Annotated in this window: 16 protein-coding genes and 3 tRNA genes; 5 read left to right on the top strand and 14 right to left on the bottom strand. The window is 59.0% G+C overall.

Going from position 1 to position 16,220, the window contains the following annotated elements:
• Window positions 1–2: 2 nt before the first annotated feature.
• From BJP05_RS05635 to BJP05_RS05650, 4 genes are read right to left on the bottom strand one after another with little or no spacing between them, the layout of a single operon-like run.
• A complete protein-coding gene (locus tag BJP05_RS05635; protein WP_070362553.1) occupies window positions 3–2,105 on the bottom strand; it encodes an ATP-dependent DNA helicase RecG in 2,103 nt (700 codons plus the stop codon).
• Between the two features lie 3 nt (window positions 2,106–2,108).
• Complete coding sequence (locus BJP05_RS05640; RefSeq protein ID WP_070362554.1) at window positions 2,109–3,671, bottom strand: DAK2 domain-containing protein; 1,563 nt, start codon at window positions 3,669–3,671, stop codon at window positions 2,109–2,111.
• 11 nt (window positions 3,672–3,682) lie between these two features.
• Complete coding sequence (locus tag BJP05_RS05645) at window positions 3,683–4,327, bottom strand: uracil-DNA glycosylase (RefSeq protein ID WP_070362555.1); 645 nt, start codon at window positions 4,325–4,327, stop codon at window positions 3,683–3,685.
• A complete protein-coding gene (locus BJP05_RS05650) occupies window positions 4,324–5,289 on the bottom strand; it encodes a thiamine-phosphate kinase (RefSeq protein WP_084028655.1) in 966 nt (321 codons plus the stop codon). Before BJP05_RS05650 ends, BJP05_RS05645 begins: the two co-directional genes overlap by 4 nt.
• Before the next feature lie 31 nt (window positions 5,290–5,320).
• Here BJP05_RS05650 and BJP05_RS05655 point away from each other — a divergent pair, with 31 nt between their 5' ends.
• Entirely contained in the window at window positions 5,321–6,292 is a 972-nt protein-coding gene (locus tag BJP05_RS05655) for a DUF3515 domain-containing protein (protein WP_205634826.1), read from the top strand.
• On the opposite strand, the gene BJP05_RS05660 is transcribed toward BJP05_RS05655, so the two are convergent.
• Complete coding sequence (locus BJP05_RS05660; protein ID WP_070362557.1) at window positions 6,289–7,362, bottom strand: D-alanine--D-alanine ligase family protein; 1,074 nt, start codon at window positions 7,360–7,362, stop codon at window positions 6,289–6,291. The two genes, BJP05_RS05655 and BJP05_RS05660, sit on opposite strands and share 4 nt — an antisense overlap.
• A gap of 12 nt (window positions 7,363–7,374) precedes the next feature.
• Window positions 7,375–8,373: an NAD(P)H-dependent glycerol-3-phosphate dehydrogenase gene (locus BJP05_RS05665; RefSeq protein ID WP_070363533.1), complete on the bottom strand. Its 999-nt coding sequence runs from the start codon at window positions 8,371–8,373 to the stop codon at window positions 7,375–7,377.
• A 128-nt stretch (window positions 8,374–8,501) separates the two neighbouring features.
• Between BJP05_RS05665 and BJP05_RS05670 the strand changes: the two genes are divergently transcribed.
• The 3 genes from BJP05_RS05670 to BJP05_RS05680 are packed head-to-tail and all read left to right on the top strand — an operon-like array spanning window position 8,502 to window position 10,454.
• A complete protein-coding gene (locus BJP05_RS05670) occupies window positions 8,502–9,509 on the top strand; it encodes an NUDIX hydrolase (RefSeq protein WP_070362558.1) in 1,008 nt (335 codons plus the stop codon).
• A 35-nt stretch (window positions 9,510–9,544) separates the two neighbouring features.
• Complete coding sequence (locus BJP05_RS05675) at window positions 9,545–9,991, top strand: YbjN domain-containing protein (protein ID WP_070362559.1); 447 nt, start codon at window positions 9,545–9,547, stop codon at window positions 9,989–9,991.
• Between the two features lies 1 nt (window position 9,992).
• Entirely contained in the window at window positions 9,993–10,454 is a 462-nt protein-coding gene (locus BJP05_RS05680; RefSeq protein WP_070362560.1) for a hypothetical protein, read from the top strand.
• Here BJP05_RS05680 and leuD read toward each other — a convergent pair.
• Together leuD and leuC are read right to left on the bottom strand one after the other, a co-directional pair.
• The gene (gene leuD / locus BJP05_RS05685) at window positions 10,438–11,034 is read right to left on the bottom strand and encodes a 3-isopropylmalate dehydratase small subunit (protein WP_070362561.1); all 597 of its coding nucleotides are present in this window, start codon (window positions 11,032–11,034) and stop codon (window positions 10,438–10,440) included. The two genes, BJP05_RS05680 and leuD, sit on opposite strands and share 17 nt — an antisense overlap.
• Before the next feature lie 19 nt (window positions 11,035–11,053).
• Window positions 11,054–12,496, bottom strand: coding sequence for a 3-isopropylmalate dehydratase large subunit (gene leuC / locus BJP05_RS05690; protein ID WP_070362562.1), 1,443 nt, complete (start codon window positions 12,494–12,496; stop codon window positions 11,054–11,056).
• A 60-nt stretch (window positions 12,497–12,556) separates the two neighbouring features.
• Here leuC and BJP05_RS05695 point away from each other — a divergent pair, with 60 nt between their 5' ends.
• Window positions 12,557–13,249 carry an IclR family transcriptional regulator gene (locus BJP05_RS05695; protein WP_070362563.1) on the top strand — a complete coding sequence of 231 codons (693 nt, stop codon included), beginning with the start codon at window positions 12,557–12,559 and terminating at the stop codon, window positions 13,247–13,249.
• Here BJP05_RS05695 and BJP05_RS05700 read toward each other — a convergent pair.
• The 6 genes from BJP05_RS05700 to BJP05_RS05730 form a co-directional block, all read right to left on the bottom strand.
• Entirely contained in the window at window positions 13,230–13,529 is a 300-nt protein-coding gene (locus BJP05_RS05700) for a hypothetical protein (protein WP_070362564.1), read from the bottom strand. The two genes, BJP05_RS05695 and BJP05_RS05700, sit on opposite strands and share 20 nt — an antisense overlap.
• A 30-nt stretch (window positions 13,530–13,559) precedes the next feature.
• Window positions 13,560–14,360, bottom strand: a complete 801-nt coding sequence (locus BJP05_RS05705) for a carbonic anhydrase (RefSeq protein WP_070362565.1) — start codon at window positions 14,358–14,360, stop codon at window positions 13,560–13,562.
• Window positions 14,361–14,487: 127 nt separating this feature from the next.
• Window positions 14,488–14,560, bottom strand: a tRNA-Glu gene (locus BJP05_RS05710).
• Between the two features lie 39 nt (window positions 14,561–14,599).
• Window positions 14,600–15,859, bottom strand: coding sequence for an alpha/beta hydrolase family protein (locus BJP05_RS05715; RefSeq protein ID WP_168156183.1), 1,260 nt, complete (start codon window positions 15,857–15,859; stop codon window positions 14,600–14,602).
• 83 nt (window positions 15,860–15,942) lie between these two features.
• Window positions 15,943–16,015, bottom strand: a tRNA-Glu gene (locus BJP05_RS05725).
• A gap of 28 nt (window positions 16,016–16,043) precedes the next feature.
• Window positions 16,044–16,115, bottom strand: a tRNA-Gln gene (locus BJP05_RS05730).
• Window positions 16,116–16,220: the final 105 nt, after the last annotated feature.

The raw sequence follows: 16,220 nt of genomic DNA on the forward strand, positions 1-16,220 counted from the left end.
CTTTAGCTCTTTTCTAGGTACACAAAGTCCTCATCTTGGAGGTGTGCACTGAGCGCCCGTGCCTCCTCAAGGTCTTCTTCGACAAAGCGGGCCGCATCGCGGTACGCACTGGTAACGATCTCGTAGTCCTCAATCAAGTCGATCAATTTAAACGTGCGACGGATACCTGACTGCTCTGTTCCGAGCACGTCACCCTCACGGCGGTGGCGCAAGTCTAGATCGGCAAGAGCAAAGCCATCGCTCGTCTGAGCAACCTCCCAGACCCGCTGAAAGGCATCACTGCCTTCTTCTGCCTGTGTATGGAAAAGACACAGAGATTGATTGCCGCCTCGCCCGACTCGGCCTCGCAGCTGGTGCAGCTGTGAAACGCCAAAGCTTTCTGATTCCCGTACCATCATGACAGTCGCGTTCGGCACGTCTACGCCAACTTCGATGACGGTCGTAGCTACCAAGATGTCAATGCCACCCGCTGCAAAATCGGACATCACAGCGTCTTTTTCCTCAGCACGCATCTTGCCGTGCAGTACGGCTACTTGCAGGCTTGGGAACTCGGTAGCGCGCAACCACTCGGCAGTCTCAAGGACACCACCCTCGCCGTCAATACGCGGGCACACAATGTAGACCTGGTGGCCAGCCGCGACATCTTCTCGCATCTTCTCCCACGCACGTGCAATCCACGTCGGCTTGAACTCCGGAACAACTGAGGACTGAATAGGCTTCCTTCCGCCTGGCAGCTCGTTGAGCACCGAGACCTCGAGATCACCAAAGACGGTCATTGCGATTGTGCGCGGGATCGGCGTCGCTGTCATGACAAGTAAGTGCGGAGTCTGCGCCCCCGACTTAGCGCGAAGTCGGTCGCGCTGCTCCACGCCAAAACGATGCTGCTCGTCGACAATGACGAAGCCAAGGTTAAAGAACTCCACGCTGTCTTGAATCAGCGCGTGGGTGCCCACGACTATGTCCGCCTCACCCGAGACAATCTTGAGGAGGGCATCTTGCTTCAGTGCCGTCGGCATGGAGCCTGTGAGTGGCACCACAGTCGTGTGCAGCCCGGCGCGCATGAGTGTCTCTGTAAGCGATCGTGCGTGTTGCTGCGCGAGAACCTCGGTAGGTGCGAGCAGGGCTGCTTGAGCACCGTTATCAACCGCTTGGAGCATGCTGATCAGTGCGACGATAGTTTTGCCGGAGCCGACCTCTCCTTGGAGGAGGCGGCTCATTGGGTGGGCGTGAGTCAGGTCGGTGGAGATTTCCTGGATGACGCGTTGTTGCCCGCCAGTGAGTGGGAATAGGAGTTGTGTAATGAGTCGGGATTGTTCGCCGTTTGGTTGTTTGGGAAGGGCTGGAGCGTTGTGGTTGTTTGCGTCGGCGCGTCGCACGCTCATGGCGAGTGCGACGGTCATGGCTTCGTCGTATTTGAGGCGTCGGCGGGCGGGTTCGGGTCCTTCGGTGTCAGGTTGGTGAATGGTGCGGATGGCGCTGTCGCGGGCGATGTATCCGTCAGGGCTTGCGCCGAGTGGTTCGGGGACTGTGGGGAGGCTTTGCAGGATGGTGTGGACGGCTCCCATGATGGTCCAGGTGCTGACCTGTTTTGTTGCCGGGTAGATTGGGAGCCATTCGCGTCCGGAGAGGATTGCTTCGAGGTCGCCGAAGTGTTGGAGTTGTCGTAGTGCTCCGGTGGCTTGGGTGGGGCCGTCGAGTAGTACGAAGTCTGGGTGTTGGAACTGGATTTCGTTGCGGTACGTGCTGATTTTGCCGGTCATCATGACGCGGGTGTGTTCTTTGAGCACTCGCATGGCGTAGTTGGAGCCGAAGAATGTTGCGGTGAAGGTGTTGGTGCCGTCGTAGACGTGGGTTCGGTAGATGGGTCGGTTGGGGTGTTTTCTGTTGGGGATGCGTTGGGTAGCGGTGATTTCGCCGACGATGCTGAGTGTATCGCCTTCATTGATGGTGGCAAGGTCGGTCGCGGTGCCGTAGTGGAGGTATCGGCGTGGGTAGTGCTCGAGGAGCTCGCCGCAGGTGCTGTATCCAAGGTGTTTGGTGATTGCCTTGGCTTGTTTCAAGGGGATGACGAGGTCGAGCGGCCTGGGGTCGATGTTTCCTAGCACTTCCTATTCGACTCCGATCTCGGCGACGGCACCGAGCCCGTCTGCGGGGAAAACGATGACGTCGACGTCGAGTTTGTCGTCGAGTGCCGCGAGGTCTTCGGCGCGCAGTGATGCGGTATCGAAGAGTACGGTGACTTGTTCCCCACCGGGCTCGAGGAGGCGCTTGCAGGTCTTTTCGACGGCGGCTATCGCGTCGTCAGCGATCAGGAGTGTTTCGCCGTGTGCCATGGCGATGATGTCGCCCTTCGAGACTGCCCCTCCTTGCACGAGCCCGGCTTTAGGGGCACGCTGGAGGACAGCGGTTCGCATTTCTCCGGCGGCCTCCGACATGGTGAAAGCTGCCGTCGCGAGTGGTTGGGCTGGGTCATGAACGGCGAGCGCCGCGATACCGGAAACAAGCCGCACGGTAGGAAGCAGGGTGATGCTTTGTTCGAAGGCGTGGGTTGCTTTCTCCACTGCGGCGAGGCTTCGCTGATCAAGCAGTCCGTTCGGCAGCAAAATAACTTCGCGAGCTTCGGTTTTGTGGACGGCGGCGAGGATGTCCGCGACAATATTCTCGCCCGGCGCGACTGTTACCGCACCTGCCTGCGCGTAGAGATCAGTAAGTGATCCGGGAGGCGTCACTGCGACAACCAGTCTTGTGGGAGTTTGCGTGACAGGTTCGTCCGGGAGCACTTCGAGATGCAGTTGTGTCACGGTACCGCGGGCGAACGCGCGCTCAATCACTGCGCCGGCCTCGGTGGAGTGAATGTGGACTTTGCCGCTGTGCTCGTTATTGCGAGCGATCACAAGACAGTCGCCCATGGTGCTCAGTTCGCCCTCAAGGACATCCATGTCGCCTTCGAAGAAGAACATGACTTCCAGGTTTGCCTTGCCACTTGCGTGTGAGATCACGTGAGAGGTTCCGTGTGTGGCAGGCTGCGCTACCTCGTAGGGTTGGCCGTCGAGTTCGTATACAAGTGATTCCAGGAGGATAACGAGGCCGGTGCCTCCTGCGTCGACGACGCCCGCTTCCCGTAACGCTTCCAGCTGTGACGGGGTACGTGCAAGTGCAGTTTCCGCAGCGTCGGCGGCAGCCTGTGCGATGCTCAACGCGGGTGCTTCTCCCCCTGAATCCTGCAGCGCTTGCGATGCCGCAGTCGACGCCGCCCGCAGCACCGTGATCACGGTGCCCTCTACCGGCTCGGCAATTGCGCGGTCAACAAACTGCACTGCTTGGGCAAGCGCGTTCGCGATGAACTGTCCGCTTCGAGTATCTTCATCGGCGGTTTGCGCGACGCCTCGGATGACCTGGGACAGCACAACACCCGAGTTGCCACGCGCGCCGCGAATGGCGCCAACGGCAAGCGCTTCGGCTACTTCCTGCATCGACTGAGCATCAGATCTTTTCGACGCCTCTTCGACAGCCGCCGCCATCGTCTGCGCCATGTTGGAACCAGTGTCCGCGTCCGGGACGGGGAACACATTGAGCTGGTTGATCTCGTGTCGGCGACGTTCGAGTTCTGCCGCTGCCCGACGAGCCCAGGACAGGAGCCGTGGTCCATCGAGTGCAGTTGCTGTTTCCATGGTCAGACAGTCTACAGTGCCCAGTCGACAGGTGAGGCACCCTGTGCAATGAGCGCCTGATTTGCCCGACTGAATGGCCGCGACCCGAAAAATCCCCGGCGCGCCGACAGCGGCGACGGATGTGGGGACTCAATCGTTGGCGTACTCCCGAGGAACTGTTTCGCAGTTTGTGCGTCTCTGCCCCACAGGATCGCAACCAACGGCGTATTACGCTGAGCGAGCTTTGCGATTGCGTGTGCGGTCACCGCTTCCCAGCCCTTCCCGCGGTGTGACGCCGGCGCGCCGGGCCGGACTGTGAGTACTCTGTTGAGCAGCATGACTCCGTTTCGCTGCCAGGAGGTCAAGTCCCCGTCGGCTCGTGGGGGGATACCGAGGTCATCGTTGAGCTCCTGGTAGATGTTTACCAACGATCGGGGCGGTTTCACGCCTGGCTGCGTCGAGAATGAGAGACCCATGGGGTGGCCGGGCGTCGGGTACGGATCTTGGCCCAAGATGAGCACACGGACATCTTCAAATGGGGTCGAAAACGCACGGAGAATGTCTTTTCCGGCAGGCAGGTACGCGGGTTCACCGCGGAGAAAGTCTCCCATCGCGTGGATGGCAGGTTCTACTTCCGCCAGCGGTTCCTGCCAGGAAGGGTGGACGGGTAAGTTCATGAAAATGGCTCCCATTCATGGCGCGCGGTGTGTGCAACGCCGTCGATTTCCACGCCGACTTTGCGTGTGACCGTACCGATCGAACGATACCCCACGGGTGCGTCCCCATCGATCGTGCCCAGCAATGTGTGGTCTTCTCCCCCGTTGAGTACCCAGTCCCATGGGTCGACGCCTAGGAACTCACCGGCTTCTCGCAGCTGATCACTTGGGGCTACAGCGGCGCGCGAGATGTTAATCCCCACGTTCGAGGCCCGGGTTATCACGCCCAGATCGTGCAGTAGCCCGTCGGAGTTGTCTGTCATGGCTGTAGCCCCTGCTGCTCGTGCAACAACCCCGCGCCCAGGAGTCAGTTGCGGGCAGCGGTGCGCATGTACGATATCTGCAAGCCGTTCCGGGATTTCCCGTCCGGACTCCAGTAGTGCAAAGCCTGCAGCAGAATAGCCGATATTCCCGTGCGCTATCACTCGCTGCCCCGGACGCGCTTGGCTCAAGCGCAGTGGCGGCAAACTACCTCCTAACGAACCAATCGCGGTGATCGCGATCGTCAGTTGGTTCCCACTCGTGATGTCCCCGCCGACGAGCTCGCTCGAGTATCGCTCCAATTCGAGATGGATCCCTCGTGCAAGTTCACTCACGACGGCAAGCGGGGTGTCCGGAGGCGCCGAGAGCGCGAGTAGCGCGGCAACGGGGCGAGCACCCATCGCCTCGATGTCGGCGAAGTTTTGCACGATGGCTTTGCGTCCCAGCAGCGCGGGGGTGGTCGTCGAAAAGCGAAAGTGCTGTCCCTCGACGAGCATGTCCGTTGCCACGACCGCACGGCTATTCGGTGTGTGTGACTCGAGGACGGCTGCGTCATCACCATTGAGCGGTGACGGCGAGGCTCCAACGATGGCGTCAATCGTTGCTTGCTCGCCTACCTCCCGCAGCGTCGGGCCGTGCGTGGGAAAGCCGACGTTACTCACCAAAGTGCGCCTTTCAGTAGACTTGTACGCCATGAATGATTCCACTGGCGCGTTGCATGATTCACAGATTAACCGTACAGCGGTCTACATCAGTTTGGGCCTCGCAGTGGCGCTTGTTCTGGGCGTCCTTGTGGGTGCTCGGTATTTTTTCCAGCAGGTGGCACTGCAGCCTGTGGCGATGACTGAGCTGCCTTCCCCCGAGGCTGATTCACCCGAGTGCGCTGCGCTCGTGGACAGCCTTCCTGAAAAGGTGCTTGGGCACAAGCGTGCGGAGCTCGCCGCCCCGGCTCCGGCAGGTGCTGCCGCGTGGCAGTCGTCTTCATCTCGACGCGTCACGCTGCGCTGCGGCGTGGAAATGCCCCTTCAGTACACCGAGTACACCCCGGTGTCCTCCCACAATGGTGCAGAGTGGATCAGAATTGACGACGCCACCCCAGGATCAAGCATGGTCACGTGGTTTAGCGCGGATCGTTGGCCGGTAGTCGCCGTGACTACCGACGCGGAGGGACTCGGCAGGGCAGATACGCCAGTGGACGAGATTAACGTGAGCGCGCTGCCGCAGCGCGATTTTCCTCGCAACCCGGCGCCGCTCTCTGAGCTGCAGCCAGCGACGCATTCAACGGACGGGAGTGGAGCAAACGCTTGCGGCGGCTTGCTTGCTGCACTTCCTGAATCGCTCGCCGAAGGCTATAAACGGCTTCCTGAGAACAATGTGGCTTCGCCGCAAACTGCAGTCTGGACGCAGCTTGGCCACGAACCGATTGTGCTGCGTTGTGGTGTGAACGACCCGGAGCACTACGGGGCCGGAGCGACCTTGCAACAGATTAACGGGATCCCTTGGTTTGAGGACACCATCACTGCAACTGGTACCACCTCGTCGACGTGGTACGCGCTCGGGCGAGAGGTCAACGTTGCGGCCTTTGTGCCCTCGGGTGAGGGCAATGAGGTCATCACCACGCTGACCGAGCTCATCGAGAAGCACGTCCCCGAACGCAAGTCTTAGTCCGTTGCGCCGTCGGCTGCCCGCAGCGCAGTGCGGACCAGAGTGTCGAGCAGTTTCGGGTAGTCGATGCCGCTTGCGTTCCACACCTGTGGGTACATCGAAATTGCGGTGAACCCCGGCATGGTGTTGATCTCGTTGAGCACAGGACCCTTGTCGGTGACGAAGAAGTCCACGCGTGCCAATCCCTTACAGTTCAGTGCATTGAATGCACGGACTGCTTGGTCCTGCAGGGTAGCTATCAAAGAGGCGTCGTAAGGCGCGGGGATTGTTGCTGTAACTCCCTCTTCCATGTACTTCGTTTCGAAGCCGTAGAAGCCTTCTGCGGAGGCATCAGTTCCGTTGAGTTTGGCCGGCACGGAAGCTTCGATGCGGCCATCGGGAAACTCCAGAACTCCAACCTCGACTTCGTCGCCGACCTGCTCCGATTCGACGATCACTTTCGAGTCGCACTCGTACGCTTGATGCAGTGCGGCATCGAAGTCTTCCCACGTGGTCACCTTGGACACACCAATCGACGATCCACCGTTGGCGGGCTTGACGAACACCGGAAGGCCTAGGCGCTGCTTATCGTCATCGAGCAGCAGTTCACCTCCGCGGAGAATCACTTCCGGAGTCACTGTAATTCCGGCAAGTGCCACGAGCTTCTTCGTGTACTCCTTGTCCATGCCACTCGCGGACGCCAAGACGCCTGGCCCCACGTACGGGATTCCTGAAAGCTCGAACATGCCTTGGATAGTGCCGTCTTCACCAAACTGCCCGTGCAGGACCGGGAAAACAACGTCGACCTGTGCGACGGTCTCGCCGGTGGCGACATCAGTAAACTCACCACGGCGCGAAGGGTTGATGCTCAACGCGATCTCTGCCCCACCAAGAACTTCGGGAAGCGCCTCTCCGCCAACGGGGTCGATTTCCCCGCGCACCCAAGTACCATCCCGGCGAATACCTACCGGAAACACCTCGTACACCTCGGGGTCCAGGTGGGCCATGATGGAGCCGGCAGAAATACAAGAAATTGAATGCTCGGTGGAACGACCACCGTAGACTACTGCAATACGAATCACAGATGACACATTACCTGGTGTCTACTCCGATTTTTTCGACCGACCCATCAACGCAGCAATCGTCTCTTCCACCGTCACACCCTGGTGACACACCGCGAAGACGGCTTGAGTCAGCGGCATGTCCACGCCGTGGCGCTCGGCAAGCTGATAAATGCTGCGTGAGGAAATAACCCCCTCAGCAACCTGGCCCTTCGTTGCAGCCTTCGCCTCTTCAATCGTGGCGCCCTTACCCAGCGCAGAACCGAAAGTTCGGTTACGAGACAGTGGCGAAGAACACGTGGCAACCAAGTCCCCCATGCCCGCCAGGCCTGCGAACGTCCTGGCGTCGGCCCCCAACTCCTGGCCTAGACGCGTACTTTCAGCCAAACCACGGGTAATAAGCGTTGCCAGCGTGTTCTCCCCTAGCCCCTGGCCAGAAGCCATGCCACAGGCGAGCGCGATGACGTTCTTCGTCGCACCTCCGATCTCACAGCCGACAACATCAGTGTTCGTGTACGGGCGCAGGTACGACGTCGCACACGCAGCCTGCACGAGCTTCGCACGGTTGATGTCGCTGCAGGCGATGACGGTGGCCGCCGGCTGTTCCTCAGCAATCTCGCGGGAAAGGTTTGGCCCGCTGAGTACCGCGATTCGGTTCTCCTCTGCGCCGGTAACCTCAGCGATGATCTCCGACATTCGCATGTATGTGCCGGTCTCAATGCCTTTCGAAATGGACAACAGCGTGGTGTCAGTACGCAGCAGCGGGGCCCACACTTCCAGGTTCTGGCGCATGGTTTGGCTTGGCACGGCAAAAATAGCGATATCTGCAGCCTGCAGTGCCGCTTCCGCGTCAGACGTTGCGAAGACCCCGTCCGGCAGCGCAATCCCCGGCAGGTAATCGGGGTTCTCCCGACTCTCCTGCATGGTCTTCGCCAACTCATCCCGGCGTGCCCACAGCTGCACCATGTTGCCGGCATCGGCAAACACTTTGGCCAAGGTTGTCCCCCAGGAACCTGCACCCATTACCGCTACGTTTACCACTTGTGCCACCGCCATTCCTGTCTGCATGAACCGTTTCACGCTAGCACTTTTCTACCGCCAATATCCACAATCAGCCCGCTGACCTGTCGCTGCAGCGAAAACCTGCAAAGTGCGTAAAGATAGAAAGTATGTCACGTTCAACGAAGCTCCACGAACAACACAAAGACCAATTCGGAGAAATGTTCATTACCGGACGCCACCAAGAAGTCCCCCGCCATCCGCGTCGAGAGTTCAAGAAGACAACACTCGCCGCGGGTGCCGTGCTGTGGCGTGGCGATCTCGAGCATCCGGATTCTATAGAAGTCGCTTGTATCCACCGCCCACACTACGACGACTGGTCGCTCGCCAAAGGCAAGGTGGATCCGGACGAGTTCCTCGTTACCACCGCCGTTCGCGAAATTCAGGAGGAAACTGGCTACGAAGTCCGGCTGGGAAAGTTGATTGGCAAAACCGTGTATCCAGTCAAGAACACGACGAAGGTTGTGTACTACTGGACCGGCAAGGTAGTCGGCGGCGAGTTCACTCCTAACAATGAGGTCGACGAGATCCGCTGGCTCAACATCGACGATGCGACGCAGCTGATGAGCTACGAGCTCGACAGGCAAGTATTGCTGAAAGCTGCGAAGCGCTTCGCCACCCCTGCTGACACCAGGATTCTGTACGTGCGCCACGCTCGTGCGAACTACAAGGAGGCCTGGAAGCACGACGATAGTCGTCGGCCGCTCGATAAGAAGGGCAAGCGCCAGGCGAAGGCGCTTGTGCCGCTGCTGCAGGCGTTCGCTCCTGAGTCTCTCTATTCTGCCGAGCCGTTGCGTTGCGAGCAGACACTGATCCCACTTGCGAAGGCACTCGGTAAAGACATCACGATCGACGCCACCTTCGGTGAAATCGCGTGGCAGGAGAACCAGGTAGCTGCCCGCGCAGATTTTGATGCGCTCATCAAACGCGGTGGCACACACGTTGTGTGCTCGCAGGGTGGGGTCATCCCTGAGATGATTGCTGCGCTTTCGGCCGACGGTCGTCTGCCGATCGATTCGCCGATCCTGGCGAAGAAGGCGTCGGTATGGGTACTGTCCTTTAACGATGGGCAACTCATCGGCGCCGACTACATGCCATCTCCACTACCGGTGCTCTAAGGACACTTCGCCTAGAAAAAGAAAGGACTGCCCAGTTGCAGCCAGTTACCCAAGAACGAATCGAAGCGGCACTCGATGCGCTTGAATTGCAGTATTTCCGCAGTTCCGAGGACGGCCTCACCCGCACCGCGTTTCCGTCGATCATGTGCTTCTTTGAAGTCAAGGACATCGGATTCAAGATCACCAGCCAGTGGCTTGGAACCGCGAAGATGAATGCAGATAAGAGCAATCTTCGTCTCAGCATCAATGAGTTGAACCGCTCACTGCCCCTCGTTCGTGCACATCCGATTCAGCGCGAGGACGGTGCTCTGGTTGCGCTATTTGAGGCACCGTTTTTCTCCTCCGACGGTTTCAGCGACGAGCAGCCGCAGTCAATGCTGCAGTTTTACTTCTCCATCATGCACTACGCGGTGGAAGCGCTCGACGAAAACTTCGCGCATCTCAAAGACAAGCACCCGTACAAGCAGGAGAAGGAACAGTAAAATGCAACAGCTACAGCCGTTAAGTCTTGATCGTCTTCGCAAGCTGTTTGACCAACGCGGTTGGGAGTACCGGGAGCCTACGCAGTACAACTCTCTCATTACAGCATTTTCCGGTATCGGCTTTGAGATGAAGCTGGTCGATACAAGTCTGCATTTCGTCTCTACTGTCTCAATCGATGCTGTCGACGCAAGTCGTTTCGACGAAGTGCTCACGTGGTGCGAGGACTACAACAACGCCCACGCATTCCCATCGCTCGTCGTAATGAAAGACGAGAAGCGCGATGTCTCCGCTCTGGGCGTTGCGTATGTCATGCCGGGCTATTGGGAGTACAGCGACCAGCAGTTCGCGGACCACGTCTCCTCCGCTATCCACGGCATCACGACGTCAGTCCGCGACTTCTTGTCGACGTTCGCACCTTCGGCTCTCGAACGTCTCGGCACCCCTGCTACCGAGGAGAAGTAGCGGGGTAAAACGGGCGACGCTGCTGTTCGTACTCCTCGATGGCTTGCTCGTTTCGCAGCGTCAGCCCGATATCGTCGAGGCCTTCGCTCAGGCGCCAACGCGTGTAGTCGTCGACGTCGAACGAGTAGGTACTCTCCCCGACTGTGACGGTGCGGTCCGGTAGTGAAACAGTAGCGACAGTGCCTGGTGCCTGCTCGAGCTGCTTCCAGATCAGTTCGATGTCAGACTCCGACATGATGCCAGCTAGAAGGCCCGCTTTGCCCGCGTTGCCTCGGAAGATATCAGCAAACCGTGGGCTAAATACCGCCCGGAACCCGTAGTCCTGCAGAGCCCACACCGCGTGTTCGCGGGAGGAGCCAGTGCCGAAGTCGGGGCCGGCGAACAGTACCGACCCTTCCTTGTATGCCTCGTTGTTCAGCACAAAGTCAGGTTCGTTGGTACGCCAGTTTGAAAACAGGCCATCTTCGAATCCGGTACGGGTCACCCGCTTGAGGTAGCGGGCGGGAATAATCTGGTCGGTGTCCACATTTGACCGCGTCAATGGAACTGCGACGCCACTGTGGGTTGTGAATTTTTCCATGATCGTGTTCAGCTCCTGACTACTGTGCGTTGGCGGTGGAAGGAATGTCTGCGGGTGCGGCGAGGTGGCCGAGTACTGCTGTAGCAGCCGCAACTTCGGGCGAAACTAGGTGTGTGCGACCACCAGGTCCTTGGCGGCCTTCGAAGTTTCGGTTGGACGTCGAAGCGCTGCGCTCTCCAGGGGCAAGCTGGTCGGGGTTCATACCCAGACACATAGAGCAGCCCGCGGTGCGCCACTCTGCACCGAACTCATCAAATATTACGTGCAGGCCTTCTTCTTCCGCCTGCTGCTTGACCTTGGCAGAGGACGGCACAACCAGCATGCGGGTCCCCTCTGCGATTTTTTGGCCGCGCACAACCTCTGCAGCGGCGCGCAAGTCTTCGATGCGCGCGTTCGTGCACGATCCCAGAAAGACTGTATCAATCTTGATGTCACGCAACGGCGTGCCGGGGGTCAACCCCATGTACTGCAATGCTTTTTCCGCGGCCTGCTTCACGCTGTCGTCGCCAAACTCCTCGGGGTCAGGAACGGAGGCGCTCAACGGCAACCCTTGGCCAGGGTTGGTACCCCAGGTAACGAACGGAGTCAGCGTGGAGGCGTCGATCTCTACGACAGTGTCGAACTCCGCACCTGGATCGGTTGGCAGCGTCTTCCAGTACGCCACCGCGTCGTCCCAGTCCTTTCCCTTCGGCGCGTAGGGACGTCCCTTAACGTACTCAAATGTCGTCTCATCGGGTGCCACCATGCCGGCACGGGCGCCTGCCTCGATGGACATGTTGCAGATGGTCATGCGCGCTTCCATTGAAAGTTTCCGAATGGCTTCGCCGCGGTATTCGATGATGTGCCCTTGGCCACCGCCAGTACCAATCTTGGCGATGATTGCCAGGATCAAATCTTTCGCACTCACACCAGGTTGCAGCGTTCCACTGACCTCAATCGCCATCGTCTTGAACGGTGCCAGCGGCAGCGTCTGGGTCGCCATGACGTGCTCTACCTCAGAGGTGCCGATACCCATGGCGATCGAACCAAACGCGCCGTGCGTCGACGTATGCGAGTCGCCGCACACAATCGTCATGCCCGGCTGGCTAATGCCCAGCTGCGGACCAACGGTGTGGACGATGCCCTGTTCCTCATCACCCATTTCGTGCAGCACAACGCCGAACTCTTCACAGTTCTTTCGCAGCGTCGAGACCTGGGTGCGCGAGGTCGGGTCGCTAATTTCTGTCAGCTCGCCAGAAACGATGCCCGTGGTTGGCACGTTGTGATCTTCGGTAGCAAGGTGCAGCTCTGGGTGGCGCATGCGGCGCCCGTTGAGGCGCAAACCATCAAATGCCTGCGGTGACGTCACCTCGTGCAGGAGTTGAAAATCGATGTAGAGAAGATCAGGCTGACCGTTCTCTCCACGGGTGACCACGTGATCACGCCACACTTTTTCCGCCAGCGTTAATGGCTTTTGGCCCATCTTGCTCCTCCTCAACAGTCGCAACCACCTCCCACCGAGTGAGATGGTAGAATCCATGACGTGAGACAGTATAGCGAAGACTCTGGAATTAAAGTGCTCGATCGCTCGATTTCCATCGTACGAGCGGTCGCAGGCGGCGACAAAACCCTCGCTGAGCTCAGCGAAGCAACCGGACTGCCCCGAGCGACGACTCACCGAATAGCCACTGCACTGGAAGTGCATAACGTCCTAGCAAGGACAGAGGACGGACAATGGACGATCGGCCGCGCACTCTCCCACTTTTCAGGGCACTCCTCCCCCCGTTTGCTCTCTGCCGCCGCACCAATCATGCGCAACCTCGTTGAAGTCACTGGCGAGTCCGTGCAGCTCTACAAGCTCAGCGGAGACACTCGCACCTGCATCGCGGCAGAAAAGCCCGAGAGCGGCCTCACCTACACAGTTCCCGTGGGCTCGCAGCTCTCACTCACCGCAGGCTCAGCTGCCCGTGTGTTCGCCGCCCACTCACTTATCGACGCCTCTCCGTTTCCCTCGCAAGACCTCGAGGCGATCCGTGTAACCGGACTCGCTGAGTCAATCGCAGAGCGTGAAGTTGGGCTGGCGAGCCTGTCTGCGCCCATCACCAACCCAGACGGATCAGTCATCGCTGTCCTTTCCGTTTCCGGGCCGGCCGAGCGGCTCACCCCCACCCCAATCGAAAAGTGGGGCCCCGAGCTGCATGAGGCTGCTCAGGAGCTCACCGAGGCCCTGCGGTAACCCTTGATTGCTGGCGGCGCTGCCCGCCAGCAACAAGTCCAGCACGCTTCGCTCTCACCGTTCTCATTCCGAGATACACCCAGGCGGCCACAGCACACCCCGACAGAACCGCCGGCAACGGTTGGTGCAGCAACGTATTCGACGTCGTGGCCGCTGCAAACGCTGCGAGGTTGAGCCACACGTCATACACAGGGGCGATGAACTGGTGGTTCAACACATGCAGGGCTGCGATGATCAGCCCGCACGCGAACGTGATGGAGAGCAACACTGTAATCAGCACGTGACCAGCGTACTCCCTATCACTACTTTCTTAGCTCGTGGCGTCCAACGTGAGCTCACGGCCATTTTGGTCCTGAACAGGACGAGCATTCTTGCCGATCAGCGATTCGAATGCTTGCAGTTGCTCAGCTGAGGCAGTTACCGGCTGCGTCATTACGATCCAGCGAACGTTTTCAGAGCAAGGTGGCGTCGTCAAAGAGCCTCCATACGTGATGTACTCATGTGATGCTGGAAGAGCATCCGCGATGTTGATCTCCTCCTGAGAGATATGTGAGGTATCCACGTTCTCTGGCGCATTATCAAGCAGATACTGCACTAGCTCGTTCGGTGCACCTTCCTCAAGCAGAATTCCGAGGACTGTAATGTCACCTGCCGCATTCTTGTGTACAAAGTGGATCTCGCCAGGAAGCTGCTTACCGTCGACCTCGTGCTCTGCAGGAGTGTGCATGTGCAGCTGCGCGAGCTCCAGATCTTCACCGTCGAGAGTTACCTTCTGCGTTGTCGACGGCGTGTACTGCAACGTGTGTCCGTTATTCAGAACTTCACCCGTGCTGGCAGCATATGCAAACTCTATGTCTGCCAAGTCTTCAGGGGTAGCGTCACTCAAGTTGATTGGGCTTTGCTCCTTGCCATTTCCACAGACCTCGAATTCGGTCGAAAGGTCGCCCCAGTGCTCTGGAGCACCGTCTCCTTCGTACCCCCAGTGCGCTTCACTGGCCGGGGCGGCCTCTGACGATGTGGATGGTGCGCTCGTGCCAGCTTGCGAGCAGCCGCCCAGCAGAAGTGCGCTAGCAGCCACCGCTGCAAGCGCCGCAGAATGAGCTTTTCTCATGATATGTTCACGTTCCTTTCATCTTGGAGTTTGGTCCTCCGATGGTACGCGAACTGCGCAGCCTGTAAACTACATGCCTTTGAAGCACAAAAAGAAAGGCAGCCAGTGCTTGCACTGACTGCCTTTGTACCCCGTACGGGATTTGAACCCGTGTTACCGCCGTGAGAGGGCGACGTCCTAGGCCGCTAGACGAACGGGGCGCGCTCGCTTTTTGCGACTCGTTAACAATAAACGTCGCCCTATGAACTCTCCAAATCTGCAGGCCACGCGCCGCTTTCCCGCAACGCGCCCTCGATGGTTGGCCATGACGCTCGCAGCATATGCTCAAACACTCCCCACGTATGGGTTCCCTCAACGATTTCATGCCACGTCACGTTGAGCCCTTGCTGCTGTGCTGTCTCAGCGAAGTACTTCGAGCATGCATACGAAGTTGCTTCGATTACCATGGGCGCTCCGAGCCTCTTTGACGATGCCTCCTCGTCAATCGCGCCGGGCACGCCCTGTGCAGCCCCCAGCCATAGCGTGGTCCCGCGTAGTCGCTCCAGGTTAAGAATTGGCGAGTGCCGCCACCACGCCCTGTTCGACGACGTCCCCCACATGTTGACCGGGTTCCCCTTGTTCATTGTCACCCCTGACGATGTGTAGATACCGCCGAGCACGCCGGTGGTCGCCGGGCAGCCCGAGTAGGATGCGGCCGCCACGAACCGATCCGGAGCATTCGCGGCGATGTCCAGCGCAGGGCCACCAGACATCGAGATGCCGGCGATGGCGTCGTGCCCGTTGCCGTGGAACTGGGCGTCGATAAGTGGCGGTAACTCACGAGTCATGTAGGTGAGCCACTTGTTCGTACCTGTAGCCGGGTCCTCTCGATACCAGTCGGCCTGCATTGAAGACACTGACCCCTTCGGTGTCACCACATTGACGAGCTTGCCAGCGAAGAACGCTTGATAGTCCGAGGAATTCGCCCAGCTGTAGCCGCCCGCAGCGCCGTCTGCCCCCATCATGAGGTAAAACGTTGGTCGAGGCGCGGTGCCACGCGGCAGCAGCACATCATTCGTCACCTCTCGCTGCATCGACGGCGACCACACCGTGAGTTCCCACAAGTCCCCTTCAACTTGACGCATAGACCGCAGCTCAGCGGGCGGCGCTTCATGCGCTGGAAACGTTGCTGATGCATCTCCTCTCGACGAACCAGTGGAGCTTCCCGGATACAGCTGGTACATCGATGACCCCAGCTCTCCCCTGCCTAACGCAACCAACACCGCTGCGGGGATGGCGAGCAATGGTACTGCGGAACTCAGGCTGAGAACCGCCAACACCACGCTTGCGGCATCAAGCACGCTCGACCCTGACCGCGAAGGCTCGCCTGTGAAGATCGACGACAGCGGATTGTTCTGGGCTGAACTGGCCTCCGCTTCAGCTGGCGGTACCTGCGCCTGGGCAAGCAGTACTACCACCGAGACTGCTAGGACACAGCGTTTTCGTACAGGGATCGGCATAGGGAAACTGTACCAACCATACTGACGGACCGACCAAGGTAAACAAAGCAAAACAGCCAGTGCAACGCACTGGCTGTTACTTGTACCCCGTACGGGATTTGAACCCGTGTTACCGCCGTGAGAGGGCGACGTCCTAGGCCGCTAGACGAACGGGGCATTAGGACACAGAACCAAAGTTCTGTAGCTGGCCTACCTGGACTCGAACCAAGAATGACGGTACCAGAAACCGTTGTGTTGCCAATTACACCATAGGCCATTGTTTTTCTTCACTCACAAGACTAAACTGTTTCTTTCGTTTTGCCTTGCTCGCTCTGAACAACGATGACTACTATAACCATAAAGCCCAATACGACACAAATCG

The organism is Corynebacterium sp. NML98-0116 (assembly GCF_001767255.1).
Lineage (GTDB): Bacteria > Actinomycetota > Actinomycetes > Mycobacteriales > Mycobacteriaceae > Corynebacterium > Corynebacterium pseudogenitalium.